This window comes from Natronorubrum halalkaliphilum (genome assembly GCF_009834785.1).
Classification (GTDB): Archaea; Halobacteriota; Halobacteria; order Halobacteriales; family Natrialbaceae; genus Natronorubrum; species Natronorubrum halalkaliphilum.
Window position 1 is genome coordinate 24,096 of record NZ_WUYX01000060.1, and the last position, 26,193, is coordinate 50,288.

A 26,193-nucleotide genomic window follows, 5' to 3' on the forward strand; every position below is an offset into this window, starting at 1 on the left:
TACGTCTACGCACCCACCCCACCGAAGACGCCCCACCGCTCCCATAGCATCGTTTCACGCACCCATCGCATCCGACGAGCGGCTTCGGGTGGCTACGGTCTCAGCCACTCGGCATCGTTCGGTCAGTCGTCCACCGCTGGCATATTCTCCCCCTCCTGCATTCGTCCGTCGATCTGGAACGCGTCGTTACGAGACGTATGTACACGCTGTGGGTAGGGGATCGTAATTCCTTCCCGATCGAACGCGCTCGTAATCGCTTCAACCACGTCCGTTCGTGCGGTGAGTTGGCGGCGCATCGTCGGATCGGCGATCCAGACCCGACACTCGAGCAAGATCGCCGATTCGCCGAATCCCTTCGTGACCACCTGTGGAGCCGGCGCGGTTTTAATAGACTCGAGGTCGCTGACGGCGTCGACGATGACCGACCGAGCGTGCGCCGGATCGTCCTCGTAATCGATACCGACGTCGATTTCGACACGGAGCTGGTCGTTCTGCGAGTAGTTGGTCAGCGGACTGTTTGTCACCTCGTCGTTGGGGATCAGCACGTGTCTGTCGTCGAAGGTCTGTATCTTGGTGGTGAAGATCGTCACGTCGGTGACGATGCCGGAGGTGTCTTCGACCGCGATCCAGTCGCCGACGTAGAACGGGCGCGAGAACAGCAGGATGAAGCCGGCGAGCATCGCCGTCAGCGTCTCGCGGGCCGTCAGCGCCACGATCGCGGTAATCGCGCCCGCACCGATGAAGATGTTCGTGAGATCGATTCCCCAGAGGGTCAGAATGACCGTCGCTGCAAAGGCGACGATGGCGACGTCTGCGACGTGGTAGGCAACTTCACTCTGGTGTTTCGTGACCGCTCGGGTCTGGGCGAGCTTGTCGATCGACCGGTTGATGAATCTGATCGCGAGGTAGGCGGTCAGGACGATCGCTCCCGTAACGAGTTGTTGGGCGGCGAGCCACCGATCGATCGCCATCGTCGAGAGGGTGTACTCGAGGACGTACGTGACGTGCCAGATCACGCTGAAGGCGTAGACGCCGGCGATGACGACGGCCCCGAGAAGGACGACGGAGCTAGCTTCGGCGAGTTGCGTTCCGTACCGTCGACGGAGGAGTTCCTGGAACCGGGAGGTCCAGCTGAGAGTCGCGACGACGAAGACGGCCAGCAGCAGAGTTGCAAGCAGTTGCAGTTCGGTCGTCGCGAGATACGTCTCCTGGATCCAGGGAACCGGATCCGGTCGAAGCGGCGATTCCTGCGAGAGCGACGTGACGACGGGCCAGAGCATTCGGCGTCGGTGATACCAACGCAGTCTATTTGAGCCAAAGCCCGGCAGACGCAACCCGGTCGGTTGGTTTCATGCGGGTTGCTGCAACGATTTACCGTCGTCGCCAGTACCGGGGTCGACGATCGGTAGGAATCGACTATAGCGGTTCGTCTCAGTTCGCTCCCGTTACTCGGTGTTCCGTACCCGTTCTCTTTGCTCGTCGCTCATCACTCGTCGGTCCACTTGATCGAACAACCCTGGGACGGCTGCCACTCGAGATCGACCGACTCGCCGGCGAGGACCGCGTCGATGGCTTCGCGGATGTGGTACCGCGACGGCTCGTCGTCGGGGTTGAGCGCGTCGTCGAGACGGCCCTGATAGACCAGCTGAAACTCCTTGCCGTTGGCCGACTCGAACAGGAACGGATCCGGCGTACAGACCGCGCCGTACGTTCGGGCGACGTGCTGGTTCTCATCGCGCAGGTAGGCGTCGTACTGAATCGTTCCGTCGTCGACGTACTCGCGCATCGCCTCGAGTGAGTCCTCCGGATACTCCTCGGCGTCGTTCGGATTGATCCCGACGACCGCGACGTCGTCGTACTCGGCGGCCAGTTCGTTCAGCAGGTCGAACTTCGCCTTGGCGTACGGACAGTGATTACACGTAAAGACGAGCAAGAGCGCCTCGTTGTCGGCGAACGAGTCGAGCGTGTACGATTCCCCGTCTGCGCCCTCGAGTTCGAATTCGGGGGCGGCGTCGCCGGCCGTGAGTTCAGTGTCGGATTCCTCGAGTACCATAACCGACGGTTTTCGACCGGGTCCCTTAACTGCCGCGTTCGATTGCGAGGCAGCGTCGCTCTCGATCAGTAGGTTCTCGCTGCGGCGAGCCGCGAGTGTTGTAGCCGTTCGCTCCCGGTAGTCGCTCCCGGTCTTTGGGGGGTTTTCGCGAGCGTGGGTGAACCCGATCGGAAAACCGGCGCGCCCTACATATTTGTACCCCCCGCGATATCGATGTGGTATGAAGACGCTCGAGGTCACCGACGAACAGTACGCGGTCATCCAGCAGCTCCGCGAGGAAATCTCCGGACAGGTCGTCGGAAAGTACGGCTTCGTCCGCGAACGCGACGCCGTCCAGTTCCTGATCGACACCCTCGACGGCGATACGGATCCCGACATCGATATCGATATCGACCCCGATGCTGATCTCGATTTCTCGGCGACCGACGACGTCGCCGCGTCCGTCGGAGCCGCGATCAACGGCGAGTCGGACCCGAACGAACTCGAGGAGGTTTCCTATATCGAAGACGATTCGGTCGACGAGTCTGCGGCGGACGAAGCCGAGTCGGAGCCGGATATCGACGATTCGGTTGACGACGCCACAGCCGATGACGAGACGACGGGTGCGGACGGCGATCCCGATTCGGACTCGGACACAGACTCGGAGGATGGCGGCGAGGCCGACGACGACGACATGCTCGACGAGATGATGAGCCTGCTCGAAACCCACGACGACAAGTGGGGCGAATCGTCGTCGGCGGACTATCGGTACAGCGTCGAACTGCCCGACGGCTCGACCGAACAGGTCCAGACGAAAGACGACGTTCGAGCGCTGCTGTTCAAGAACTACCGGTAGCGCCGTCGGCTCACGACCGAACCCGCGATCGGCTCTCGGAACGGGTCAGCAACTGGTCTCGGCGCTGTCTTACAGTCGGGAGCGGCCCGCGTCTCACACTCGTCGGGATCCGTTCTCCGTTCCGGACGGGTTCCAGTTCGTGACAGTCACCATCTCTATCGATGTAGTTTATGGTAGTACTCGGTGGAGAGTTTCACGAGGGCAAATTATGAGCCGAGCATACCCGTTTCAACAGGAGGAGGACATCACCTGCCCGGATTGCCAGCGCCAAATTCCGATGCAGTCGCGAATCTGCCCGCGGTGTGAGTCGTCGCTCCACTAGTCGACGGGTCCGCTCGCGACGACTGACGGGCGAACAACGGTAGACCTTTACTCGCGCTCGCGTTTCGGAGAGATATGAGCGAACGCGAGGTACTCGAGTTGCTTCGTGAGAACGCGCGCTATTCGACCGACGATATCGCGCGAATGACCGATCTCGAGAGCCACGAGGTCGACGCAGCAATCGAGGAACTCGAGACAGCAGGCGTGGTTCGGGGCTATCAGGCGGTCGTCGACTGGGACAAACTCGAAGACGAGCGCGTCCGCGCCGAGGTCGAGTTGAACGTCCGACTCGACCGCGAGACGGGCTACGACGATATCGCGGCGCGCCTCGCACGGTTTCCGCAGGTCACGGCCTTGCGGCTGGTCAGCGGCGACTACGACTTCGATATGGAAGTCGAGGGCGACTCCATCCGCGAGGTCTCCCAGTTCATCAGCGAAAAGGTCGCGCCCGTCCCCGAGATCACCCAGACGGTCACCCACTACGTGATGACCTCCTACAAGGAAAACGGGATCGAACTCGGCGACGGCGAAGACGACGACAGACTCTCGTTCTCACCCTGATCATGACGTTCGAACTCTCCGAGCGCGTCCAGACGGTGCCGCCGTCGGGAATCCGCCGATTTTTCGAAATCGCCGAAGAGCGCGACGACGTCATCTCGCTGGGTGTCGGCGAACCCGACTTCGCGACGCCGTGGGCGGCCCGCGACGCCGCGATTGCCTCCCTCGAGCAGGGCAAAACGTCCTACACGGCAAACCGGGGCAAGCGCGAACTCCGCGAAGCGATCGCGGCGTACGTCGGCGACCGATTCGATCTCGGGTACGCCCCCGACGAGGAGATCATCGTCACCGCGGGCGCGAGCGAGGCGGTCGACCTAGCGTTCCGGGCGTTCGTGGACCCCGGCGACACGGCCGCCATCGCCCAGCCGTCGTACATCTCCTACGAACCGGGCGTGATCTTCGCGGGCGGCGAGGTCTTGTCGGTCCCGACGACGCGTGAAGACGACTTTCGGCTCACGGCGGACGGACTCGAGCAAGCGGGTGCCGACGAGGCGGACATGCTCGTCCTCTGTTACCCCAACAACCCGACGGGGGCGATCATGACCGAAGCCGATCTCGAGCCGATCGCCGAGTTCGCCCGCGAGCACGACCTGACGGTCCTCTCGGACGAGATTTACGCGGAACTCACCTACGAGGGCGAACACACCTCCATCGCAACGCTCGAAGGCATGCGCGAACGAACCATCGTCTTCAACGGCTTCTCGAAGGCCCACGCGATGACCGGCCTCCGACTGGGCTACGCGCTCGGCCCCCCAGAAGCCATCGGCGCGATGAACAAGATCCATCAGTACACGATGCTGTCGGCACCGACGACGGCCCAGTACGCGGCTCTCGAGGCGCTGGAGTCCTGCGAGAACGACGTCCGGGAGATGGTGGCTCAGTACGATCGGCGACGCCAATTCGTCCTCTCGCGATTCCGCGAGATCGGCATGGACGTATTCGAGGCCAATGGGGCGTTTTACTGCTTCCCGGAGGTTCCCGAGGGGTTCACCGCCGAGGAGTTCGCCGAGGAAGTGCTCCGCGAGCAGGGCGTCGCCGTCGTTCCGGGAGACGTCTTCGGCGAGGGCGGAGAGGGTCACCTTCGAGTGTCGTACGCGACAGGGCTTGAGGACCTTCGAAAAGCGCTGGCCCGAATCGAGGCGTTCGTCGAGGAACACGCCTGAGACGGTTTACTGTAGTCAATTACCGCCGATCACCGACCCCGTCCCTGGTGATCGGCGGTAACTAGTTACACCAATCCGTATGGACGATCGCTTTCCGGGTGCCATACCGCGTGTGTTCGCGCGTTTTTGCGTGCGTTCGAGCCCCCAGTTGTTCAGGAACCGGTGCGCTCGACTACTGAATTCGAACTAACCTACTCGAGGGGACCCGCTTTTCGGTCAGTATCCAATCGGTCCGCCGGCCCGTCTCCGGAGGCGATCACCGGCGATACCCCCGACGTACCCCATGACCATCATGAGGGGGATGTAGGCAATGAGATCCAGCAACGCCAACGTCACCGCGACGAATATCGTGTTCGGATCGGTTACGGGACCGCCGGTCAGTAACACTCGGTACAGAACGATGAGCAGATACAGCGGAACGATAGCAACGACCACGCCGAGGAATCCGTTGTTGGCGTGGGTATCGTAGAATCCGCTTCTCGCAACTGCGACGCCGCCGGCGACGAACGCGATCGGCAGGATCCACGCCGGTCTGTCGAGGACGAATATAGCCACGGCGCTGAGAACGACCGTCGCCGCTGCCGCCCACAGAACGGGTCGCAATTCGTACTCGAAGTCGGGACTCGGACGTTCTTTCATGTGTTCTCTACTCGCACGATAGTTCTTACATCTATTATATGTTCCTCACGACAGAAAGCACGGCCGACAGTATAACTTCGACCGGACCGTACGACGTTCCATGTTTGACGACCCCTCGAGCGACCGCGACCCCGCGTTTCGATTCGACTACGACCCGGCGACGATCAGATTCGGCTCCGGCTGTGTCGCCGATCTCGAGGCCGAACTCGAGAGCGAAGGCCTCGAGAACGCGCTGGTCGTCTGTGGCTCGACGGTCGGGAGTACACCCGCGGTCATCGACCCGGTCACAGACGGCCTCGGCGACCGACTCGCGGGTGTATTCGACGAAACCACGCCCGAAAAACGCCTGGGGACGGCGTTCGACGGGCTCGAGCGTCTCGAGGCCGAAACCGCGGACGCGCTCGTGAGCCTCGGCGGCGGCAGCAGCCTCGACGTCGCGAAGGTCATCAGTGCGCTCGCGGCGAGCGACCGTTCGGCCGAAGACGTAGCGAGCGAGTTCGCCGAGCGCAACACGATCACCGTCCCGGAGGAGGGGCTCGTGCCGATCGTCGCGATTCCGACGACGCTGGCCGGTGCGGACCTCTCGATGGGCGCCGGCGTCACGGCCGCTCCTGACTCCGGACTGGTCGACAACGGGGTCAGCGGCGGGCTCTCCGATCCGGGACTCATGCCCGCGGCGGCCGTCTACGATCCCGAACTCGTTGCAACCACGCCCGAACCGATTCTCACGGGGTCGGCCATGAACGGCTTCGATAAGGGCCTCGAAGCGCTCTACGCCGGCAACGCGACGCCGGTGACCGACGCGACGGCCGGACACGGAGTGGAGAAACTCGAGGACGGCCTCCGCGCGTTCGGGGAGGGAGACCGCGAGATCGATACCTACGAGACGATTTTGGAAGGGATCGTACTGGTCCAGTACGGTATCTCGCGGCCCGACGAGACGATGCTCTCGATCATCCACGCGTTCGGACACGGGCTGACGCGCACGTACGACGTCCAGCAGGGGGCCGCCCACGCCGTCGTCGTCACCTACGTTCTCGAGTACCTGTTCGAACAGGACACGGTGGACACGCGAGCGGGGATGCTCGCGAACGCGCTTGGAGTCGACGACGCGGCGGATCACGGTGCTGCGGTCGTCGAAGCAGTGGGCGAGATACGGGACGCGCTCGGTCTTCCCTCCCGACTGCGCGACGTCGACGGCCCCGAACCCGACGAGTTTACGGCGGTTGCGGAATCGATCCTCGCCGATCCGTTCATGGCGAACGCACCGCCGGGGCTGGATCCGTCGGTCGCGGAGATCGAAGGGATTCTCGAGGAAGCGTGGTAGGGTTCGAGACATCGTCGGTTCACTGGTTCGGCCCCTCGAGTCCGGAGAACCGAGCGGCGACGACGTGTCGGGTCACTGCTCGAGGTCGGCCGCCGCCGGCGGTTCGACGCCGCGCCGCGGCGGACGGACACCGTCGTGCATCGGTGAGAGGAGCCAGACGGCGTATATCGCGACGACCGTTCCACACGCCGCGAGGACGAAGACGGCTGTCGTTTCTGCGATGTGGATGATTCGGAGCAGTGACAGCCCGAGGCCGCCGAAGAAGAAGCTGATGGCGAAATTTCGGATTCGTTCGGAGACGGCCGAAAGGAGTTGTCGACGCCAGTAGACGGCGTAGCAGAACCCACAGAGCGTGCCGAGAACGACGGCGACCGGGTGCTCAGCCGGGTTCGGAATCCCCGTTTCAGTCGAGAGCAGGAAGAGGAACACCGGAAGACAGAGGACGATTCCGACGAGTTCGCCGCGACGACCGTCGGGCACCGCCCATCCGTCGTCGTCGCGGAACCACTCGAGGAACGGAACGGCCATGAACGGTCTGTTTCATGTTGAATGAATTGAAACTTTTGTTTCGTCGGCTCTCGCGAGCCGCCAGTGTCGGAAGAGTCATCGAGAGAATCGATTTTCCCCGGATCGGACGGCACCCGAATATCGCCGTCGTGGCGCTCGAGCGGCTATGTTCCGTCGGCGTACGACGGCCGCTCGGCGTACTCGATCGGATCGCGAACGCCAATATTCTGGAACGCCTGCAGGCGGAACGCACACGCATCGCAGGTCCCGCAGGCGGGTTCGTTCTCGCGGTAACAGCTCCAGGTGTGTTCGTAGGGTACCTCGAGTTCCACACCTCGCTCGGCGATATCGGTCTTCGACCACTCGACGAACGGCGCTTCGATCGCGAGTTCCGTCTCCGGCTTCGTTCCGACGTCGACCACCCTTTCGAAGGCCTTGAAGAACTCGGGCCGACAGTCGGGATACCCCGAGAAATCCTCGCTGTGTGCGCCGATGAAAACCGCCTCGCAGTCGTTGGCCTCCGCGTAGGAGACCGCCATCGAGAGCAGGTTCGCGTTCCGGAACGGGACGTACGACGACGGGATTTCGTCGCTCGCCAAGTCCGCGTCGTCGACGTCCATTTCGTCGTCGGTGAGACTCGAGTCGCCGATGGCCGAGAGATGGCCGGTCTCGACCTGCAGGAAGTTCGCTGCGTCGAACTCGTCAGCGAGTCGGCGGGCGCACTCGAGTTCGCGATTCTCGGTGCGCTGGCCGTAGGAGGTGTGCAGGGCGTAGATTTCGTAGCCGCGTTCGCGGGCCACCGCGGCGGCGGTGGCGCTGTCCATTCCGCCCGATAGGAGGACAACGGCGCGTTTGGAAGTCGATTCGTCGGTCGCGGATTCGGACATCGTATCGTCGGTCATCGTGTGATCTGAATGGGCAGTCGCAGTCGCTACGTCTCGGGTGCGTCGTTCCAGAGGTCGACGTGCAGCCGTGGTGTGTATCGGAAGCCGTGGTCCATCGCCAACCGCGCGACGCGGTTGCGGGTCTCCTCGAGGCGCGCTTGCGTGGCTCCCTCGGGCATAAGCAGGACGTCGTCGTCACGGATCCGCGCGTCAGTCATCTCGCGAAGTTCCGCCAACAACTCCAGAATCTCCGGCACGTCCTCGTCGTCGGTGACGACGAACTTCAGCTGGAACTCGTAGCTCTCGACGAGGCGGGAGAGCGCCTCGAGATCGATCCGGTCGTTCTCGTGGCGTTGTGCCCACTCGCCGTCACCCTTCGGATCGCGCTCGGGCGTCGGCGTACTGCTCTCGAGTTTCGGACTGATCGAGGCGAGATCGATCGGCGCGTCGCGATGGATCGTCCCGTTGGTCTCGACGGTGGTGTGATACCCCCGCTCGTCGAGCGCCTCGAGCAACTCGACGCTTTCCTCGTGAATCAGCGGTTCGCCGCCGGTGAGGACGACGTGTTCCGCGTTCTCGTGGGATTCGATCGTCGCGATGATCTCCTCGAGATCCTGCCAAGCGTGGGTCGGCTCCCAGGAGGTGTGATAGGAGTCACAGAACCAACAGCGAAGGTTACAGCCGCTCGTACGGACGAACACCGATGGAACGCCGGCGAGCGTTCCCTCGCCTTGCAGCGAGTAGAATAGTTCGTTAATCGGGAGCCCCTTGCCCGCAGCGTCGTCGTCGGTCTCCTCTCGATCGACAGAGTCGGAGACGGGCATTTCAGAACCGGCCCCCGCCACAGAGTTCGCTGGTTTCGTTGACCTGAACCGCGACGTCGGTGACGGTTTCGGGAAGTGCGTCCGCGAGTTTTCGCTCCAGAATGACGCTCATCACCTCCGCCGTCGGCGGCTGCTCGAGAACGATGACCGCGTCGTCGTCACCCGCCGCTTCGAACGCCTCGACGAGGGGGTCGCCGGCCTCGAGCAGGAACATGTGATCCCACTCGTCTATTACCTCGGTAATATCGCCTTTGTCGGCGACCCACCCCGCTTCGGTCAGGTCGCCGGTGACGGTAACGGCGACCTCGTAGTTGTGGCCGTGGGGACGCGAACACTTCCCGTCGTGGTGAAGTAATCGGTGACCCGCACTGATTCTGATCGGTCGATCACGGCCGACGTGGAGGACGCGCTCGGTCCCGATAACCGCGTCAGCGCCGTCCTCAGAGACCCCGCGTTCGGCACCATCGATTCGGTTAGTCATACTCAGGGATTCTTCTGAGAATACTTAAGGATGACCGACTGGCGGTAGCAAGAAGGGAGTCGACGCTACGTGTGGGAACATCTGGCAAGGAGTACTGTACGTTCCCGCCCGGAAGTGGAAGCGTTGAGCCTGCTCCCAGTCTGATACGGTTTACTGTAGTCAATGACCGCTGATCACCGACCCCGTTCCTGGTGATCGGCGGTACATAGTTACAGCAATCCGTATGAAAGCACTGTTTGAAGACGTTGCAACTCGAGTTCGCGTTCCGGTCCGTCGACGACAGTGAGAATCCTGTCGCTGCAACAACACGGTCACCGCCGCAGCCGGCTCAGTCTTTCAACTGGTCTTCCAGCCGGTTTTTCGCCTCGGTTCGACGTTTGCGTGAGAACTCCGGTTCGCCGTCCGAAAAGTCGATTTCGATCTCGTCGAGCGTCCGACGATAAATGTTCGTTCGTCGTCCCTCTTCGGAGAGCTGACGCCCCTCGCAGGTCAACAATCCGGCATCGACGAGTTCCTCGATCCGTCGATAGCACGTCGCGATCGGGATCTCGATGTCCTCGCTGAGCGCTTGCGCTGATTTCGGCGTTCCCGCGGCGCAGAGGATCTCTGCGCTGTACTTGCTCCCGAGTGCTGAGAGGACCATCGTCGAGTCCGACTCGGTGTTCTCCGTCCAACTCTGAGACATTGTCACCTTGTTCTGAATTATCAGAATTGAATCTTGTGGTTATCTGGCCCGCTCATTTATATGCATATTACTCGAGTGACGCTTTTAGGCATCTAAAGTGCAATGAGGATACATGTCTACCGGAGGTCGAGGCCGAGTTCTCGATACTCGTTTGACGCCGGGGCCCGAACTCCACGTATGAACGTCGCCGTCGTCACGGTCGGAGACGAACTGCTCGCCGGTCGAACGACGAACACCAACGCCACCTGGCTCTGTGAGCGACTCGCGGAGCGTGGCGTCTCCGTCGAACGCGTCACGACGGTTCCGGATCGGATCACCGACATCGCCCGCGTCGTCAACGAGTATCGCGCCGAGTACGACGCCGTCATCGTCACCGGCGGCCTCGGCCCGACGCACGACGACGTGACGATGGAGGGTGTCGCGGCCGCACTGGGACGCTCGCTCGAGGAGCACAGCGGGGCGCTCGCCTGGCTCGAGGACGACGGCTACTCGCGGGCCGACCTGACCGAGGGGACGGCCGACCTGCCCGCGGGTGCACGGGCGCTGCACAACGAGACTGGGGTCGCCCCCGGCGCGGCCCTCGAAGGCGTCTACGTACTGCCCGGCGTCCCATCTGAGATGCGGGCGATGTTCGAGTCGATCGAGGACGAGTTTTCGGGAGCCGAAACCTACCGCGAGGCGGTCGTTGCCGATGAGCCGGAAAGCGCACTGCTCGACCGCATCGCGGTGGTTCGCGAGCGATTCGCCGTCGCCGTCGGGAGTTACCCGGGCGAGTCAGTTCGGCTGGAGCTCGAGAGCCCGGACGAGGAAGCCGTTACGGACGCCGCCGCGTGGCTCCGCGAGCGCGTCGAGACGCCCGAGTAGCGGTGACCCGCGAGCGCGACGATGCGGCGACTGCAGCGGTTCCGACGGCCCGCGCCGACGACCCTGGCGACGACAGACTACCGATAGAGATAGACCAGCCAGACGATCGCTACGAGAAGGCTCAGGGCCAGCACGCCCCAGCCGGCGAGTTCCATCGGGAGTTCCGGTTCCGCTTCGAGAACGGCGTACGTCAGTTCGTTCATGTTCGGCGGTCTGTCGCCGTCCCTCTTAATCTTTCAGAAAGTCTGCTCGACGATCGGCGTCTTCGTCGCCCAGAAACACCACACGGCTTTTGGACCGGCTCTCCGTACTTCCGTCATGGAGTCTCTCGGCGTCGTCGTCAACCCGATCGCCGGCATGGGCGGCCGGGTGGGGCTGAAGGGAACCGATGGGAAACTCGAGGAGGCGCGCCAGCGCGGAGCCGAACCGCGAGCGCCCGACCGCGCGCTGGAAGCGCTCCGAGCACTGTTCCGACGCGAACCCGACCTGACCGTCTACACGGCCGCAAACGTCCTCGGCGAACGCGCGGTCCGCGATGCCGGCTACGAGCCCGTCGTCGTCTACGAGCCGGCAACGGAATCCGACTCTAAATCCGAATCAAATCCCGAGTCCGAACCGGAGCCCGCAACCGCCGAAACGACCGCAGCCGATACGCGAGCGGCCGTCCGGGCCTTTCTCGAGCACGATGTCGATCTCGTCCTATTCGTCGGCGGCGACGGCACCGCGGTCGACGTTGCGGAAACCCTCGAGGCGAAACGCGAGGACGATGCGGAGCCAACGCCGATGCTCGGCGTGCCAGCCGGCGTCAAAATATACTCGTCCGTGTTCGCCGTGACGCCCGCCGACGCCGGCCGGATCGTCGCCGAGTTCGATCGCGTCACGTCCCGCGAAGTCAACGACATCGACGAAGCGGCCTATCGCGACGGGGAGGTTCGCACGGAACTCAAGGCCATCGCTACGGTACCCGTCGCGTCCGACGTCCAGTCGAGTAAGCAGGTCTCGAGCGGCACCGTCGATTCGCTGGCTGCGGGATTCGCGCGCGAAATCGATCGCGATCGAACCTTTGTCTTCGGTCCCGGCGGCACCGTCGGGGCGATCGAAACGGAACTGGGGGTCGATCCCTCGCCGCTCGGCGTCGACGTCTGGCGGGACGGGGACCTGCTTGCCCGCGACGCCTCAGAAAGCGAGATTCTCGACGTACTCGAGGAGCCGGTAACGATCGTCGTCTCACCGATCGGGGGCCAGGGATTCGTTTTCGGTCGCGGAAACCACCAGATTTCGCCGGCGGTGATCCGTCGTGCCGACGAGATAGAGATCGTCGCTTCGGGGGCGAAATTAGACGGTATCGACTCGTTGCGCGTCGATACCGACGACGAGACGATCGACGAGGAACTCTGTGGCTGGACGCAGGTTCGGACGGGACGGTTCACTACCCGTCTGGTGAAGGTTGTATAAGGGCAAGGACAGATGTTGTCTCGTAATCAACCATATAACTATCTCGGTCAGACATAATGGCCATATAGTCAAGATTAAGGTCGGTCCTACCGAAGAGAGCGATATGGAAACGCGGAAAGTGCAACGATTGGGTCCGTCGACGCTCGCCATGACCCTCCCGGCCGAATGGGCGAGCGAACACAACGTCGAAAAGGGGGACGAAGTCTCCCTGCGCACCAGCGGCAAAGGAACGCTGACCGTCATGCCCGAATCCGCGAATTCGGAAGAGACGGAAGCCATCATTCATGCAGACGATCTCGACGCCAACGCCGTCGAACGCGCGATCGTCGCTCAGTACGTCCTCGGGCGACGCGTCATCCGCATCGATACCGAAGACGGCGCTCTCGAATCGGATCACATCAACGCGGTCTACCAGGCCGAAACCCAGCTGATGGGACTCGGCGTCATCGAAGAGACCCCCGAAAGCATCTCGATTCGCTGTTCGGTCGATCCCGAAGACTTCACGCTCGATAACTTACTCGAGCGCCTCGAGCGGACGGGACAGACGATGCGCGGCGAGGGGATCAAGGCACTGGCCCACGGCAACCCGGATCTAGCTCAGCGAGCCCTGAACCGAGAGCGCCAGGCGAACAAGATCTTCGTCCTCCTGTTGCGCCTCATCTTTACGGCCTACCAGAACCCGAACCTCGCTCGCGCTGTCGACCTCAACAGCGGCTTCCCGCTGATCGGCTACCGCTCGATCGCCAAGAACCTCGAGCTGACGGCGGATAACGCCGAGGATATCGCCGATATCGTCATCGAGACCGAGGGGCACACGCTCGACGTCGACAGTTCGGTGATGCGTGACATCCGCGAACTGAACGAGTCGGTCGACGAGATCACCTCCATCGCCGTCGAAGCGGCCGTCGAACGCGATTACGACAAATCCAATCAGGTTCGATCGCTGTTCCACGAAATCTCCGATCGTGAAAAGGAAATCCTGGCTGAACTGCCGGAGATGGCCAACGAGGATCTGCTCCGCGTCCGCGAAGTGCTCGTCAGCCTGCAACAGACCGCCCAGTACGCGATGCGAAACGCCGAAATCGCGGCGAACCTCGCGCTGAACGAGGAGTCCGAACACACGACAATCAACTGAAACGGACTGCGGTCGAGGGGTACCGATCTGCGAACGCGCGACGTTCGTTTTTTATTTTCAGTTTCTCGACGGTCTCGGCCCGAACGACGTCTCGAAAGCGTCGATACCTGGGCCGAAGAATCTGGAACGTTAGTTTTTGTCCCGGACGTCGATGTCGCCGACCATAGTTTGTGCGTGCGGTTCGCAGACGTAGTTGTCCATCGCCGCGGTTGCGTCGACGGTAAGCGAGGCGGATTCGCCCTCCCCTTCGATGAGTTCGGTTTCAGCGAGTCCGTCGTCGGCTTCGTCGCGGATCTTGAGGTTGTGGGGCATCCCGTCGGCGTTTCGCCACTCGATCGTATACTCGCGGCCCTCGAAGAGCAGGAGTGTCGGGTTCTCGATGTCCTCGATCGGTGCCGGTTCGACGCCGACCCAGCTGGCGATCTCTCCGTCGAGGACGATCTCGTCGACGTCTTCCCAGTCGGTCGGCTCGAGCGCCTGTTCGCGAGCCGAGTGGTCGTCGCTCGCACTGTCGTCTTCGTGTTCATCGGGAACCTCGCCGTCTGCACAGAGATCGCGGCTCCCCCACTGTGAAATCATTCCGTACCACTCGCCGTCGATCTCGACGCCGTTTACGAACGCCGATTCAGTACCAGTCTCGGTACCGTCGTCGTACGCGATCGAAAATCGGAGTTCCACGACGGTCGTCACGTCGCCCACGACATCCTCGTCGAGTTCGGTTCGGGCGTCGTCCGAGTACGGTTCGACACACTCACAGGAGATATCCTCGATATCGGTGTCGACCCACTCGAGTTGTGCTACGTCGCCGTTCTCGAGATCAGCAGCGATGTCCGCCTCGTCGAGAGCGTCCTCGTCCTCGTCCTTGTCTCCGTCCTCGAAGTGGGAGTACGGATAGGACGACGCAGCGGTTTCGAAGTCGCCGTCGCCGAGTGCAGCGATGAGCGCTTCTCCGACGGTACACGCGGCCTGGTCGGCGTCGGCTTCGTTACTACTCGGGCCGGTATCGCCGGACGCTGCAGTACCGTCGTCACTTCCGGACTCGAGCGTGTCCAGACAGCCGGCGATGGGGGCAACGAAACTGGAGGCTGCGACTGCTTTCAGCAACTGCCGTCGGACGGGGCCGTTGGGCATACACGATACTGACTTGACGGGAATATAATACAGTTATGGAGAACTTCAAATATACTAACCTGCGACCGGAGATGGACGAGGGGCTTTCGATTCGAAACTATAATCGGACGGGATAACGCAGATACGGCCGATGCGCGATCTCCTCCGGCGGGTTATCGCCCAGTTCGCTGTCGATCGACAGGTGCTGGCGCTCGCGTTCGCGCGGATGGCCGACGGCATCGGCAACTCGTTTCTGATCGTCGTTATTCCGCTCTACATCGCGAGCGACGTCGTTGGCGGGGCGACGTTCGGGCTCGAGGAGGCGATGGTGATCGGCGTCATCCTCTCGCTGTTCGGCTTTCTCAACAGCAGCTTTCAGCCGTTTACGGGCCGGCTCTCGGACCGGACCGGAAAACGCAAACCGTTCATTCTGATCGGACTCGGCGGACTCGCGGTGACGAATCTCTCCTACGTCTTCGCGGAGTCGTACCTCGCTCTGGTCGTTATCCGCGCCCTTCAGGGCGTCAGCGTCGCGTTCATCGTCCCGGCGTCGGTCGCCCTCGTCAACGAACTCGCGACGAGTCAGGACCGCGGGGGGAACATGGGCGTCTACAATACGTTTCGACTGATCGGGTTCGGTGCCGGACCGGCGGTCGCCGGAACCATCGTCACCCTCGGGCCGTACGCGCTCCCCGGCGGGGCGACGATCACCGGGTTCGATGCGGCGTTCTACATCGCCACGATCACCGCGGTGACGAGTTACCTGCTCGTGACCGTCCTGATCTCGGATCCCGACAGGACGGCGGAAAACGCGGGCGCGGACCTCTCGATTCCGATCTGGGATACCACGGGGTCGAAGCTGTTCGATCCGATCTTCACGCTCGGTGTCGCCTCGCTGTTTATGGCGACGGCGATCGCGCTGTTTGCGACGATCCAGCCGCAAGTCAACGCCCGCCTCGAGCAGGGTGCAACCTGGTTCGGACTCCAGTTTGCGGCTTTTATTATCGCTCAGATTCTGTTACAGACCCCGATCGGTCGGGCGTGTGACCAGTACGGCCGACGGCCGTTCATCGTCGGCGGGATGTTCCTGCTGGTGCCGTCGACGCTCGTCCAGGGGTTCATCACGTCCTCGGAACTGATGTTCGGCGCTCGTCTGTTCCAGGGCGTCGCCGGTGCGATGGTGTTCGCGCCGTCGCTCGCCCTGGCCGGCGATCTCGCCGGCGAGGGTGAGTCCGGGTCGAAGCTGTCGGTGCTCACGATGGCCTTCGGCTTCGGGATTGCCATCGGACCGCTCTCCTCGGGCGCGCTCGTCGGCTACGGTTTCGAAGTACCCTTCGTCTTCGGCACCGCGCTCGCCGCCCTCGGGGCGATCCTCGTGTACACGCAGATCGAGGAGACCCTCGAGGCGACGAGACCGGTGCCGGTCGTCGGCGGTGACTGACCGGGTCCCATTGTTGCCGGCGGATAGCGGTGTACGGGTTCGCCGCCAGCGCTCGCGAAACCGGCGGTTCGGGCTCGAGCGTCGGCGTTCGGACTCGAGGTCGATCGGGAACCGGCAACCGGTAACCAGCTACCGGGTGCCGACCCCCCGTCGAGGCGAGCGACGCCGGGACGCAACGCAAAAGTAGCGGATCCGCATACGCTTCGACAATGACGCTCTCGGAGGAGGCCACGGAACGGTTGGCAGATGTAGTGGAACTACAGCCGACGAAGAACTCGGAGCTCCAGGACCGGTGGAGCATGGAGAGCGGCAGCGAGGTCCACCAGTATCTCGAGAACGAACTGGGCGATTACTACTACCGGGACGACAACAGCCTGATCCGCGCGACGGCCGAAGCGGCCGACCTCGTCGACGTCGAACCAGGTATCGAGAGCCATCCCGACGACGACGGCGTTCCGTCGCGAATTCGCGTGCCTGAACTCCAATCGCAGATCGTCGCGGTACTGGCCGGCCCCAAAGAAGAGTCCGAGAGTGTCGTTTCGGTGTTGCACAAACTCCGAGACGAGTTTGACGTCGATCCCGAGTCCGAAGCCGTCCGCTCCGGACTTCAGAGTCTCCGACGCAAGGGCGTCGTCGAGGTCGAGTACCGCACCGTTCCGACGTTCCGACTCACCGTCGAGCGCGAGGACCTCGAGGTCGACATCTCCGACTGATCCCCAGTTACCCCAATCTATTTCCCGTCGGCTTTCGACATGTGAGTTGCATGTCTCGAACTGTACGGCTCAGCAACCGCGGGTCCGGCGCGGCCCGCGGCTGGGTTCCGCGACGATCGTAACGACAGTACTGGTTCTCCTCGAGTAGTCAACCGGTTGGTCCCAAACGCCCACAGCGACTGCTGTGGTGGCGAGAGGCGAAGTAACGAGGGTGATCTCGATGCGACGTAGCGAGACGCTCCTATTCACGAGTCGCGACGCGGACAGCCACGAAAACGAGACCGTCGCACGGACGTTACGGGCCGGTCTCATCCGCCAATTTGGCAGCGGGCTCTACGGCTTTACCCCCACGGGACAGCGCGTCCGCGAGAACGTCGTCTCCGTAGTCCAGCGAGAGATGGATGCCATCGGCGGCCAGCGAATCGGCCTCCCCTCGCTAAACGCCAGTGAGGTCTGGCGACGGAGCGGTCGCTGGGAAAGCTTCGAGGGAGAGATGTTCACCGTCGAGAACCGCGACGGGAAACGGATGTGTCTGGCGCCCTCCCACGAGGAGGGCGTCGCACACCTCGTCGACGGGATCGTTCGCTCCTACGACGACCTCCCCCTGTTGCTGTATCAAGTCGAGACCAAGTATCGCGACGACCACGCACGAAACGGCCTCGTTCGGACGAAAGAGTTCACGATGAAAGATGCCTACAGCCTCCACGCGAGCCGCGACTCGCTCGCCGAGTACTACGACGGCGTTCGCGAGGCCTACGTCCGGATCTTCGACGCGCTCGACCTCGAGTTCGCCATCACGACGGCCGCCAACAGCATCATGGGCGGCTCGAGTTCGGAGGAGTTCGTCGCAGTCGCCGACGAGGGGACCGTCGCCCTTCGGTGGTGTCCTGCCACGGATTGCCGGTTCGGCGTCACCGACGAGTCACCCCGCAGCGACCTGTCGGCCGGCGACGCCTGTCCCGACTGCGGGCGTCGGCTCGAGGCCGGCGAGGGAATCGAGATCGGCCACGTCTTCGAACTCGGGACGCGCTACTCCGAACCGATGGATCTGACGATCGACACGGCCGACGGCGGCGAGCGGGACGTGGTGATGGGAAGCTACGGCATCGGTATCGAACGACTCGTTCACACCCTCGTTGAACAGCACGGCGACGAAGACGGCTGTCGCTGGCCCGACACCGCTGTCGGCACCGTCGGCCCCTTCGACATCGCGATCGTTCCCCTCGAGTATGACGGTGACCTTCGCGAGGTGGCCGATCAGTTGTACGAGCGTCTCGAGGGCGACGTGCTCCTGTTCGACGACACCGACCGGACGATCGGCGAACGGTTCGCCGAAAGCGATCTGCTGGGTGTGCCCTGGAAGGTCATCCTCGGGAACCGTTACCGCGAGACAGGAGAGGTTGAACTCGAGTCGCGAACGGGGGATACCCGGGACGCGTCGCCTGCGGAGGTTCCAGGGATCGTCGGCTCGTCAACGAAGTAACGAAACCTGAGCAGGCATCGACGGCCTCGAGAGCCGTTTTATGCACTCTCACCCGTTATTTGAGGGTCACGTAGCTATTTGTGTAGTCGTTACGACTCAACGTCGCATGTTCCCCGAAACGCTCGAGACCGACTTGCTCGTCCGAGGACGGTTCGATCACGATCGCGTGGACGGCTACGAACTGTAAGCCACGAGCAACTGAGCGGCGCAGAAGACAGCTGAAACGACCGCGAAGCGCCGCAGTATGCTATTACGATCGGCGACAAGCTTGCGAGCTACACCGAGTTGTTCCTCGAGTGGGTCCGGGAAACGGGACGGATCGGGTTCGTACTCGGCAAGCCATACTGGATGGGGAACAGCTACGCGGGCGAGTGTGCGATCGCACCGACTGGGCTCGCATTCGATCGTCTCGAGATCGAGGTCGTCGCGATCAGCAATGAGGGGAAACGGCCGCTGGCGGGGGATAGAGACGTTCACCGAGGATATCGGAAGGCAGAACCACGACCGTCTTCGAAGCTGGGCGCCGATCGGTGACGAGATTGTTGATCACCAGCGGTACACCATCACGCGGACGGGAACGGAGTTTCCCCACGGGAGAAAAGAGGCCAAATGAGCGTCACTCGTTCGTCGGCTCGAGCCCGGGTCGCCGTCGCCGCCGTCGATCCTCGAGGAGTCGTCGACAGCGCGTTCCCGGCCCGCCCTCGATCGGCCACCCCTGCGTCCGCCAGACCGGCGGCTCGGGCTCGAACTCGGGGCAGTTCCCGGAACACTCGGCGGCCGTTTGACACCGCCCTTTCGCACCGCAGTAGGGGCGCAACTGGCTGCCGTCTCGAGCGCGCAACTCGAAGTGACGGCAGTCGGGACGCATGGTATCGACGAACGAGCGCCAGCCGCGTTCGTAGGCGCGTTCGGCGATGGCGAGGCGCGTCTCGGCTTTCGTTTCCGGATCGACGTACTCGAACCGAGCCGCGGACCCGTCTCGCTCGCCGCCGGCGGGTCGCTCGAGAATGCGCGTTCCGGGCTCCTCGACCGCGAGCGTTCGAGGGTACCACTCGACCGACCCCTCGAGGGATTCGGGCTCGAGCGCGAGGATTCCCGCCTCGACGGGCAGCCCCTCGAACAGCGCGGGTTCGACGGCGTCGCCCGTCTCGCGGGTGGCCACCCAGACCTCGTCGGCCAGCCCCACCGCGACGTCGTACTCGAGTTGCGAGCCGAGCGCGCGGGCCGCGCTGCCGTCGAGATCCGGCTTGTTCTCGATCGCGACGATTCGTTCGAGCCAGTCGGGATAGGGCCACTTTCGGCGGATCTCGATGCGATTACTGTTCTTTCGGGTCTCGAGGATGTCACGGTCGTCGGCCCGATGAATCGCCTCGCGGACGTAGCGCCACGGGTAGCCGGGATCCGGGAGACAATCGCGGTAGTACGACCATTCGTCGGGGGCGTTCCGGACGATGTGGAGGAGGTCGCCATCGAGTCGATCCGCGCCGAATTTCGCTCGTTCGAGGAGGGCGTCGGGGTCGCACTCGAGGACGATGGTATCCCATCGGCGTCGTTTGGTGCCGAGTTGGCGAGCGACGAGGACGGCAGCGTCGCCGGCCGATCCGTCGGGCGACCACTCGCGTTCAGCCCAGCGACAGGTCCGGAGTTCGAATCCGAACTCGGCAGTGTGGTCCACGGAAGACGTTCGTAGCGAGCGAGTAAAAGCGCTACTCGATAGGTCGTGGTCGACCCCCAACCGGGGCGGGTTGCCATCGTAGCCACTGACAGGCAGTGGATACTTGAGCGGACGATAGCTGGGGGTCTGTGGTACACAGGCTCGGTTAGGACGATAGTCGAGCGACCTGCGTCAATCGTCCACCGAAACAGGCGTGTCTGCGGGACCTACAGTCGTCGTTTCCATTTTCGTGGGTAGCGTTCCAGCGATCGAGCGTCCGAGGAACCGGCAACTAACGAGTCCGACGAAAAAGAGCATCGGCGGGACCGCGACCGCGCCGAGGACCGTCAGGAGGGCCGCCGCGACGAGGATCGGAACCACCAGCGCCACGACCTGGAACGCGGCCATCGCGAGGAAGTAGTCGCCACTCGAGACGACGGGCCACAACGCCCTCCGGTCGAACGACGCGCGAATCGATCCCGTCGCCGCGTACTGTGCTAACGCCGCCGGCAGGACGTAATAAAGCAGCAGTGTCGCGCCGATAATACTGAACGCGAACAGAGCAGCGAGCAGCGCTGCGATGGCGCTAAGTCCCCAGATTAGGTCCTCGTTTCCGCCGACCAGCGGTGCCAGCCCGGCGAGCCCGTAGTAGCCACCCACGCCGACTGCAAACGCCAGCACGGCCCCAGCCAGCAGCGGGACGAGCAGATACGCGAGGGCGATCGCCAAACCGGCTGTACCCGTCGCGAGGAGCGATCCCCAGTCGTCGAATGCGGGGAGTTCGTCCGCGCCACGGAGAGCCGTCTCGAGGGTGCGAACGTAGTAGCCGACGAGCGCGACCAGTGGAACGACGAGAATCGCGCCGAGGACGAGGGCGCTGCCGATGAGCGTCCGCTTGCGCCAACCGCTGCGGCCCGGCGACGAACGCGCGTCCTCGACGGGGTGCATCTGTGTCGGCCGTACGGTCACGCGGTCACCCGATAAAGTTGCTGGCGGCGACCGAGACCCGTCCGACTATCGAGCGAGATTGGAAACCCCATCGGAGACCGCCGAAGAGCCGATCTCGTCGGAGAGACGGAGTCATACGGTTTGCTGTAACGATGTACCGGTGGGACCGCAAGCCATCCTGCGGTCCCAGCGGAAATGACTGAGAGCAGACAGTATCAAACGACGCGACGCCGTAAATCGACAGTCGATACGCTGTGGGATGGCGTTCGTCGCGAATCGACTCCGACTGCAAGACGAGCGTCGGCGGCCTACTCTTCTGCCTCCTGCTCGTGTTCGTCTAAGAATCCGTGAGCCTGCTCGAGTATTTCGCGCGGACCGTCCTGTGTGACGGTGTTTACCGCCTGTTCGTAGTCGCGCCACTGGAGGTCGCGGTGTTCGTTTGAGAGTTCCGCGCTCGCTTCGAACGATTTCGCAATAAAGAGGTGAACGGTCTTGTGGATCGTCGTGCCGTTCGCCTCGAAGACGTAGTTGTAGTCCTCGCGAAAGCCGTCGAGTAGTCGGAACTGATCGATACCTGCCTCTTCCTTTATTTCGCGGATCGCCGTCTGTTGTAGCTCTTCATCTCCTTCGACACCGCCCTTGGGGAACTCCCAATCGCCTGGGCGGCTCTTGAGTAGAAGATACTCGCGCCGGCCCCGCGTATCGCGGAAGAGGATCGCGCCTGCGCTCGTAGCTTCGACTGCCATTAAGTGGATTAATAGATGCGACGTTAAGAGAATATCGGACTGTTCGTCCAGTCTATACGGAATTTGCCGTACCGATTGCGACGACAGTACCGGTCGAAACCCGAAATACGTTCCTTGAAGCCGGATTCGCGGCCCCATCTCAGCAAGCTTTTACGCCCCGGCCGTTGACGATTGGACAATACATCCATGACCTTCGTTACCCGGCTCACGCTGCAGAGCGGCGATCGAGCCGCCCTCGACGGCATTGTCGAAGACATCAAAGAAAACGCCGAGCGCAAGGGTGCCGCCCTGAAAGGTCCCCACTCCCACCCGCCCGAGAAGCTCTCGGTCCCCCAGCAGTGTCGGCTTCACGCGGACGACGACCGCCAGTTTTCCTCGTGGAACTACACGGTCTTCACCCGCGAACTCGAGATTCACGGTCACGATAATCTCGCGCGCAACATCGCCCAGCAGAGTTTCCCGGATTCGGTCCACATCGAGGCGGAAGTCGAGCAGATCCACGGCGCGGGTCGTGGGAACTGACTCTTCGCTCTCTCGTTGTGTCTGTTAGCTGATACACGACGTACGCCGCCGCGGTCGGTACCATTTTCACCACCCGAGACGAGAGTCAGGGTATGAGTACGGACGACTTGATCTCGGTTCGCCGAGATCTTCACCGCAGACCCGAACCCGCCTGGCGAGAGTTTTACACGACCGCACGAATCGTCGAAGAACTCGAGGCGCGCCTGGGCGACGATCTCGACGAACTCCACATCGGCCCCGACGCTATCGCGGGCGACCACCGGATGGCCGTCCCCGGCGACGCCGAACTGACCGCGTGGTACGAGCAGGCCCGCGAGGCTGGAGCGGACGAGGAGATCCTCGAATCGCTCGAGGGCGGTTACACGGGTGCGGTGGCGGTCCTCGAACGCGGCGAGGGACCGACGGTCGGGCTCCGAGTCGATATCGACGGCCTCCCGCGTGCGGAGAGCGAGGATCCCGACCACGTTCCCGCCGCGGAAGGCTTCCGCTCAGAACACGAGGGCGCGATGCACGCCTGCGGTCACGACGCCCACGCAACCATCGGGATCGGCGTGCTCGAGCAGGTCGCGGAGAGCGACTTTTCGGGAACGCTGAAGGTGTTCTTCCAGCCCGCCGAGGAGGTCGTCGGCGGTGGGAAATCGATGGCCAAGGGGGAACACATACAGGACGTCGACTATCTGCTCGCGGCTCACATCGGACTCGACCACCCGACCGGCGAAGTCGTGGCGGGCATCGACGGCTTCCTCGCGGTCAAACACCTCGAGGCGGAGTTCACCGGCGAACCCGCTCACGCGGGCGGCCACCCCGAGCAAGGCCGCAACGCCGTCCAGGCGATGGCGACGGCCGTGCAAAACCTCTACGGGATTCCGCGGCACAACGACGGCAAAACGCGGGTCAACGCGGGGATCGCGGAAGGTGGCAGCGCCGCTAACGTCATCCCGGAAGAGGCGCGCATTCTCGCCGAAGTTCGCGGTGAAACGACCGAACTGATGGAGTACATGGACTCCAAGGCGCGCCACGTGATTCGGAGCGCCGCCGACATGCACGAGTGCGAGGTCGAGTTCGGGACGGGTGCGGAGGCTCCGAGCGCGACGAGCGACCAGGAACTCGTCTCGATCGTCGCCGACGTCGCGGGGGCGACCGCCGGCGTCGAAAGCGTCCTCGAGCGCGACGAACTCGGCGGCAGCGAGGACGCGACCTTCCTGATGCAGACGGTCCAGGAAAACGGCGGGAAAGCCTGTTACGTCGGCGTCGGCACGGACCATCCCGGCGGCCACCACACCGCAACCTTCGACGTGGACGAGCCGAGTATCGGCCACGGCATCGACGTCCTCGCCGGTGCGATCGATCGGATCAGCCACGAACAGAGCTGATCGGCCCGTTTTGCGATGAGGCTCGGTGTCGGCAGGATCCGTAGCCGATTCCTCCGCGGACACGCAGACGTGACAGTGAAGCGATTATATACGATGAGGCTGTAGTCGGGAGCAACTCGGTCGACCCCATGCGAGGATCCTCCACCCGCCGCGTCCGATTCGGACTCTGGGCCCGTATGCTCGTGGCCAGCACGATCTTGCTCGCCGCGTTACTAATCCTGCTCGTCGTCGAGTTCCTGTTCGTTATGCTGCTCGGGGGACTCGTCTACTGGGCCGCACTCGGGACGGTTCTCCCCGCCCTCGGCTCGGTCCCGACGCTCGCAGCGATCGTCGGCGTCGCTTGCTATCTCGCGGTGCTTTTCGCGGGCTTCCACGCGTTCCGGGTGGCTCACAGGGACGACCTCGAGTACGACATCGATACCGTCGCGTCGGAACTGGGAACGGCGCTCGAGTCCGTTCGTCGACGGCTGAGTCCTCGAGCACTCGTCGGGATCGGCGGCGTGCTGCTCGCACTCGTCGTCGCGAGTCGTTGGCTCGTCGAGTCGGTGGGCGTCGAACTGTATATCCTGCCCCTTCCGGTCGTCGCGAGCCTGGTCGTCGTCGGGTCGCACTTCGTACATACCGTTCGGTCCGAACTGACCGGCGACGTCGCCGTGCTTCGCACGCTCGACGACTCGGTCGACCTCTCGGACGATCTCGAACGGGATCCTGAACTCGCGGACGTTCGTCGCCGCGTCGACCGACTGGCACAGCAGGCCGGGGTCCCGACGCCGACGGTCAAAATCGCCGTGACGCGAACGCCCACGGCGCTCACGGTTGGCTACCGGCCCGCGACGTCGACGATCATCCTTTCCCGCGGGTTGGTCAAAGAACTCGATTCCCGAGAGCTCGAGGCAGTACTGGCCCACGAACTCGCACACGTCGCCAATCGCGACGCTGCGGTCATGTCGGTGATGACCGTTCCGGCGGCGAAAGCCGAGGCGTTCATCGAGCGGTACGACGGCGGCGGCTACCTCGAACTGCTCGCGTTCGCGCTGCAGGCCCTTTCGCGCTGGTGTGTGATCGTCGTCGCTCGTTACCGGGAGTACGCCGCCGACGACGGGGCCGTCGCGATTACAGGCGATTCGACGGCGCTTGCGAGCGCGCTCGAGACGCTCGACCGGTCGGTCGCCAGGCGACCCGTGCGTGATCTGCGACGCCACCGCACCGCGGCCGCGTTCTCGATCGTGCCGCCGCCGTGGGAGGAACACCGATTTTTCAACCGCTCGAGGCGATTCGTGGCGCGACGGCTACTCGGAACGCATCCACCAACAAAAAAGCGGATCGAACGGCTGCGATTCGAGACGCCGGATTCGGCGGCGGCCGGCGATCAGTAGCCGTCGTCTTCGTCGGCGTGTTCGTCGTCGTGCTTGTCGTCCTCGTAATCGTCGTCGTGCTTGTCGTCCTCGTAATCGTCGTCGTGCTTGTCGTCGTCCATCTCACCGTCGTGTTCGTCCATCTCGTTATCGACGACGACTTCGAGGTCGAACGGCTCGTCAGCGGGAGCCGTCTCGGGCTCGAGGTAGCCGACCGCGAAGGCCGAGTAAACGGTTCCGGCGACGGGTTCGACGTCGAACGTCGCGACGACGTCGCCGTCGTTGTCCTCGGTCGCGGGGCGGACCTCGAGGGTGTACGCGTCAGGGGGAACCTCGACGGCCGCGGCGTCGCCGAAGGCGGCGTCCTCGAACAGCACCGTCTCGCCGTCGCCCGCGGTGACGTCGACGGCGGGGGCGTCGGGCGAGGCGTGGACGAGGCGGACCCGCGCGTTCTCGCCGGGGTCGCTCAAGTCGTCCTCGAGGACGGCCGGCGCGAACGGCTGGTTCTCCTCGGCGAGTTCGCCCAGAGCGGCGATCGTGAAGTCGCCGTCGCCGACCTCGATTGCGTCGTCGAAGACGACGGTGTCGGCGTCGCCCGCGGCCGTGATCATCACGTCGTACGTCTCGGGTGGAAGCTCGAGGTAGTCGCTGACCGCGCGGTAGGGGACGTCCTCGAGGACGGGGTCGCCGTCGACCCAGACGTCGACGTTCGGCGCGTCGGGGGAGAGGTGAGCGACCCGGACGCCCGCCTGGTGGTCGTCCATCTCGTCGGCGTATTCGTCGTCGCTGTGCTCGTCATCGTCGTATCCGTTGTCGGCGTGGTCGCCCGTATCGTCGTCCGCTGCGTCGTCGCCGCCCAAGCAACCCGCAACTGCGATGACCCCGGTCGTGCCGATCAGTGACAGTGCACGTCGGCGTGTGTGGTTTTCTACCATCAACACGATACAAGCAGACGACAGAAATAGCGATATGCCCTAACTGAGTAGGTTTTTGGCCAAAATGTATTTATGTCATGAGTTGATTGATATCGGAATACAGCCCGAAGGTGATTTTAATTGTCATTTTCGAGGGACAACGCGATCGGGCCAGTGTCGTGAACGCGCAAGACCACAGAGTA

The 26,193-nt window shown here is 63.2% G+C and carries 28 protein-coding genes; 14 read left to right on the top strand and 14 right to left on the bottom strand.

Annotated elements, in window-relative coordinates:
• Positions 1-122 precede the first annotated feature (122 nt).
• Together GS429_RS16995 and GS429_RS17000 are read right to left on the bottom strand one after the other, a co-directional pair.
• Positions 123-1,280: a mechanosensitive ion channel family protein gene (locus GS429_RS16995; RefSeq protein ID WP_160066542.1), complete on the bottom strand. Its 1,158-nt coding sequence runs from the start codon at positions 1,278-1,280 to the stop codon at positions 123-125.
• 206 nt (positions 1,281-1,486) lie between these two features.
• Positions 1,487-2,053, bottom strand: coding sequence for a thioredoxin family protein (locus tag GS429_RS17000; protein WP_160066543.1), 567 nt, complete (start codon positions 2,051-2,053; stop codon positions 1,487-1,489).
• 220 nt (positions 2,054-2,273) lie between these two features.
• On the opposite strand from GS429_RS17000, the gene GS429_RS17005 reads away from it, so the two are divergent.
• The 3 genes from GS429_RS17005 (at position 2,274) to GS429_RS17015 (ending at position 4,930) form a co-directional block, all read left to right on the top strand.
• A complete protein-coding gene (locus GS429_RS17005) occupies positions 2,274-2,888 on the top strand; it encodes a hypothetical protein (protein ID WP_160066544.1) in 615 nt (204 codons plus the stop codon).
• 396 nt (positions 2,889-3,284) lie between these two features.
• Positions 3,285-3,770 (top strand): Lrp/AsnC family transcriptional regulator, encoded by a 486-nt coding sequence (locus GS429_RS17010; protein ID WP_160066545.1) that lies wholly within the window; start codon positions 3,285-3,287, stop codon positions 3,768-3,770.
• 2 nt (positions 3,771-3,772) lie between these two features.
• Positions 3,773-4,930: a pyridoxal phosphate-dependent aminotransferase gene (locus GS429_RS17015; RefSeq protein ID WP_160066546.1), complete on the top strand. Its 1,158-nt coding sequence runs from the start codon at positions 3,773-3,775 to the stop codon at positions 4,928-4,930.
• Positions 4,931-5,146: 216 nt separating this feature from the next.
• On the opposite strand, the gene GS429_RS17020 is transcribed toward GS429_RS17015, so the two are convergent.
• Positions 5,147-5,569, bottom strand: a complete 423-nt coding sequence (locus GS429_RS17020) for a DUF5518 domain-containing protein (protein WP_160066547.1) — start codon at positions 5,567-5,569, stop codon at positions 5,147-5,149.
• Between the two features lie 100 nt (positions 5,570-5,669).
• Here GS429_RS17020 and GS429_RS17025 point away from each other — a divergent pair, with 100 nt between their 5' ends.
• The gene (locus tag GS429_RS17025) at positions 5,670-6,896 is read left to right on the top strand and encodes an iron-containing alcohol dehydrogenase family protein (RefSeq protein ID WP_160066548.1); all 1,227 of its coding nucleotides are present in this window, start codon (positions 5,670-5,672) and stop codon (positions 6,894-6,896) included.
• Between the two features lie 72 nt (positions 6,897-6,968).
• Here GS429_RS17025 and GS429_RS17030 read toward each other — a convergent pair whose 3' ends face one another.
• From GS429_RS17030 to GS429_RS17050, 5 genes are all read right to left on the bottom strand, one after another.
• On the bottom strand, positions 6,969-7,424 hold the full coding sequence (locus GS429_RS17030; RefSeq protein ID WP_160066549.1) for a hypothetical protein: 456 nt from the start codon (positions 7,422-7,424) through the stop codon (positions 6,969-6,971).
• Between the two features lie 143 nt (positions 7,425-7,567).
• Positions 7,568-8,305, bottom strand: a complete 738-nt coding sequence (queC, locus tag GS429_RS17035) for a 7-cyano-7-deazaguanine synthase QueC (protein WP_160066550.1) — start codon at positions 8,303-8,305, stop codon at positions 7,568-7,570.
• Positions 8,306-8,334: 29 nt separating this feature from the next.
• Positions 8,335-9,111, bottom strand: a complete 777-nt coding sequence (locus GS429_RS17040) for a 7-carboxy-7-deazaguanine synthase QueE (protein ID WP_160066551.1) — start codon at positions 9,109-9,111, stop codon at positions 8,335-8,337.
• A 1-nt stretch (position 9,112) separates the two neighbouring features.
• Positions 9,113-9,592: a 6-pyruvoyl trahydropterin synthase family protein gene (locus GS429_RS17045; protein WP_160066552.1), complete on the bottom strand. Its 480-nt coding sequence runs from the start codon at positions 9,590-9,592 to the stop codon at positions 9,113-9,115.
• A 328-nt stretch (positions 9,593-9,920) separates the two neighbouring features.
• The gene (locus GS429_RS17050) at positions 9,921-10,277 is read right to left on the bottom strand and encodes a winged helix-turn-helix domain-containing protein (RefSeq protein WP_160066553.1); all 357 of its coding nucleotides are present in this window, start codon (positions 10,275-10,277) and stop codon (positions 9,921-9,923) included.
• A 177-nt stretch (positions 10,278-10,454) separates the two neighbouring features.
• On the opposite strand from GS429_RS17050, the gene GS429_RS17055 reads away from it, so the two are divergent.
• Positions 10,455-11,141 carry a competence/damage-inducible protein A gene (locus tag GS429_RS17055; RefSeq protein ID WP_160066554.1) on the top strand — a complete coding sequence of 229 codons (687 nt, stop codon included), beginning with the start codon at positions 10,455-10,457 and terminating at the stop codon, positions 11,139-11,141.
• A gap of 77 nt (positions 11,142-11,218) precedes the next feature.
• Here GS429_RS17055 and GS429_RS22430 read toward each other — a convergent pair whose 3' ends face one another.
• A complete protein-coding gene (locus GS429_RS22430) occupies positions 11,219-11,344 on the bottom strand; it encodes a hypothetical protein (protein ID WP_268892310.1) in 126 nt (41 codons plus the stop codon).
• Between the two features lie 115 nt (positions 11,345-11,459).
• On the opposite strand from GS429_RS22430, the gene GS429_RS17060 reads away from it, so the two are divergent.
• Together GS429_RS17060 and GS429_RS17065 are read left to right on the top strand one after the other, a co-directional pair.
• Positions 11,460-12,596 (top strand): ATP-NAD kinase family protein, encoded by a 1,137-nt coding sequence (locus GS429_RS17060; protein WP_160066555.1) that lies wholly within the window; start codon positions 11,460-11,462, stop codon positions 12,594-12,596.
• A 103-nt stretch (positions 12,597-12,699) separates the two neighbouring features.
• On the top strand, positions 12,700-13,731 hold the full coding sequence (locus GS429_RS17065) for a phosphate uptake regulator PhoU (RefSeq protein ID WP_160066556.1): 1,032 nt from the start codon (positions 12,700-12,702) through the stop codon (positions 13,729-13,731).
• Between the two features lie 129 nt (positions 13,732-13,860).
• On the opposite strand, the gene GS429_RS17070 is transcribed toward GS429_RS17065, so the two are convergent.
• On the bottom strand, positions 13,861-14,862 hold the full coding sequence (locus tag GS429_RS17070) for a cupredoxin domain-containing protein (RefSeq protein WP_160066557.1): 1,002 nt from the start codon (positions 14,860-14,862) through the stop codon (positions 13,861-13,863).
• Positions 14,863-14,992: 130 nt separating this feature from the next.
• Between GS429_RS17070 and GS429_RS17075 the strand changes: the two genes are divergently transcribed.
• From GS429_RS17075 to GS429_RS22265, 4 genes are all read left to right on the top strand, one after another.
• Entirely contained in the window at positions 14,993-16,282 is a 1,290-nt protein-coding gene (locus GS429_RS17075; RefSeq protein WP_160066558.1) for an MFS transporter, read from the top strand.
• 209 nt (positions 16,283-16,491) lie between these two features.
• Positions 16,492-16,995 (top strand): DUF5797 family protein, encoded by a 504-nt coding sequence (locus GS429_RS17080; RefSeq protein WP_160066559.1) that lies wholly within the window; start codon positions 16,492-16,494, stop codon positions 16,993-16,995.
• A 220-nt stretch (positions 16,996-17,215) separates the two neighbouring features.
• Positions 17,216-18,478: an aminoacyl--tRNA ligase-related protein gene (locus GS429_RS17085; RefSeq protein WP_160066560.1), complete on the top strand. Its 1,263-nt coding sequence runs from the start codon at positions 17,216-17,218 to the stop codon at positions 18,476-18,478.
• A 436-nt stretch (positions 18,479-18,914) separates the two neighbouring features.
• Complete coding sequence (locus GS429_RS22265) at positions 18,915-19,091, top strand: hypothetical protein (RefSeq protein ID WP_235920845.1); 177 nt, start codon at positions 18,915-18,917, stop codon at positions 19,089-19,091.
• 3 nt (positions 19,092-19,094) lie between these two features.
• On the opposite strand, the gene GS429_RS17095 is transcribed toward GS429_RS22265, so the two are convergent.
• The 3 genes from GS429_RS17095 to GS429_RS17105 all read right to left on the bottom strand — a co-directional run bounded on the left by GS429_RS17095 (position 19,095) and on the right by GS429_RS17105 (position 21,826).
• A complete protein-coding gene (locus GS429_RS17095; protein WP_328821451.1) occupies positions 19,095-20,153 on the bottom strand; it encodes a DUF5787 family protein in 1,059 nt (352 codons plus the stop codon).
• A 171-nt stretch (positions 20,154-20,324) separates the two neighbouring features.
• Positions 20,325-21,101 carry a DUF4013 domain-containing protein gene (locus tag GS429_RS17100; protein ID WP_160066562.1) on the bottom strand — a complete coding sequence of 259 codons (777 nt, stop codon included), beginning with the start codon at positions 21,099-21,101 and terminating at the stop codon, positions 20,325-20,327.
• Between the two features lie 287 nt (positions 21,102-21,388).
• On the bottom strand, positions 21,389-21,826 hold the full coding sequence (locus GS429_RS17105; protein WP_160066563.1) for a bis(5'-nucleosyl)-tetraphosphatase: 438 nt from the start codon (positions 21,824-21,826) through the stop codon (positions 21,389-21,391).
• 186 nt (positions 21,827-22,012) lie between these two features.
• Between GS429_RS17105 and GS429_RS17110 the strand changes: the two genes are divergently transcribed.
• The 3 genes from GS429_RS17110 (at position 22,013) to GS429_RS17120 (ending at position 25,097) form a co-directional block, all read left to right on the top strand.
• The gene (locus GS429_RS17110) at positions 22,013-22,348 is read left to right on the top strand and encodes an uS10/mL48 family ribosomal protein (RefSeq protein WP_160066564.1); all 336 of its coding nucleotides are present in this window, start codon (positions 22,013-22,015) and stop codon (positions 22,346-22,348) included.
• Positions 22,349-22,440: 92 nt separating this feature from the next.
• Entirely contained in the window at positions 22,441-23,721 is a 1,281-nt protein-coding gene (locus GS429_RS17115) for an amidohydrolase (RefSeq protein WP_160066565.1), read from the top strand.
• A gap of 128 nt (positions 23,722-23,849) precedes the next feature.
• Complete coding sequence (locus GS429_RS17120; protein ID WP_235920846.1) at positions 23,850-25,097, top strand: M48 family metallopeptidase; 1,248 nt, start codon at positions 23,850-23,852, stop codon at positions 25,095-25,097.
• Here the strand turns inward: GS429_RS17120 and GS429_RS17125 are convergent.
• Positions 25,091-26,011 (bottom strand): DUF4397 domain-containing protein, encoded by a 921-nt coding sequence (locus GS429_RS17125; protein ID WP_160066566.1) that lies wholly within the window; start codon positions 26,009-26,011, stop codon positions 25,091-25,093. The genes GS429_RS17120 and GS429_RS17125 overlap by 7 nt on opposite strands.
• Positions 26,012-26,193: the final 182 nt, after the last annotated feature.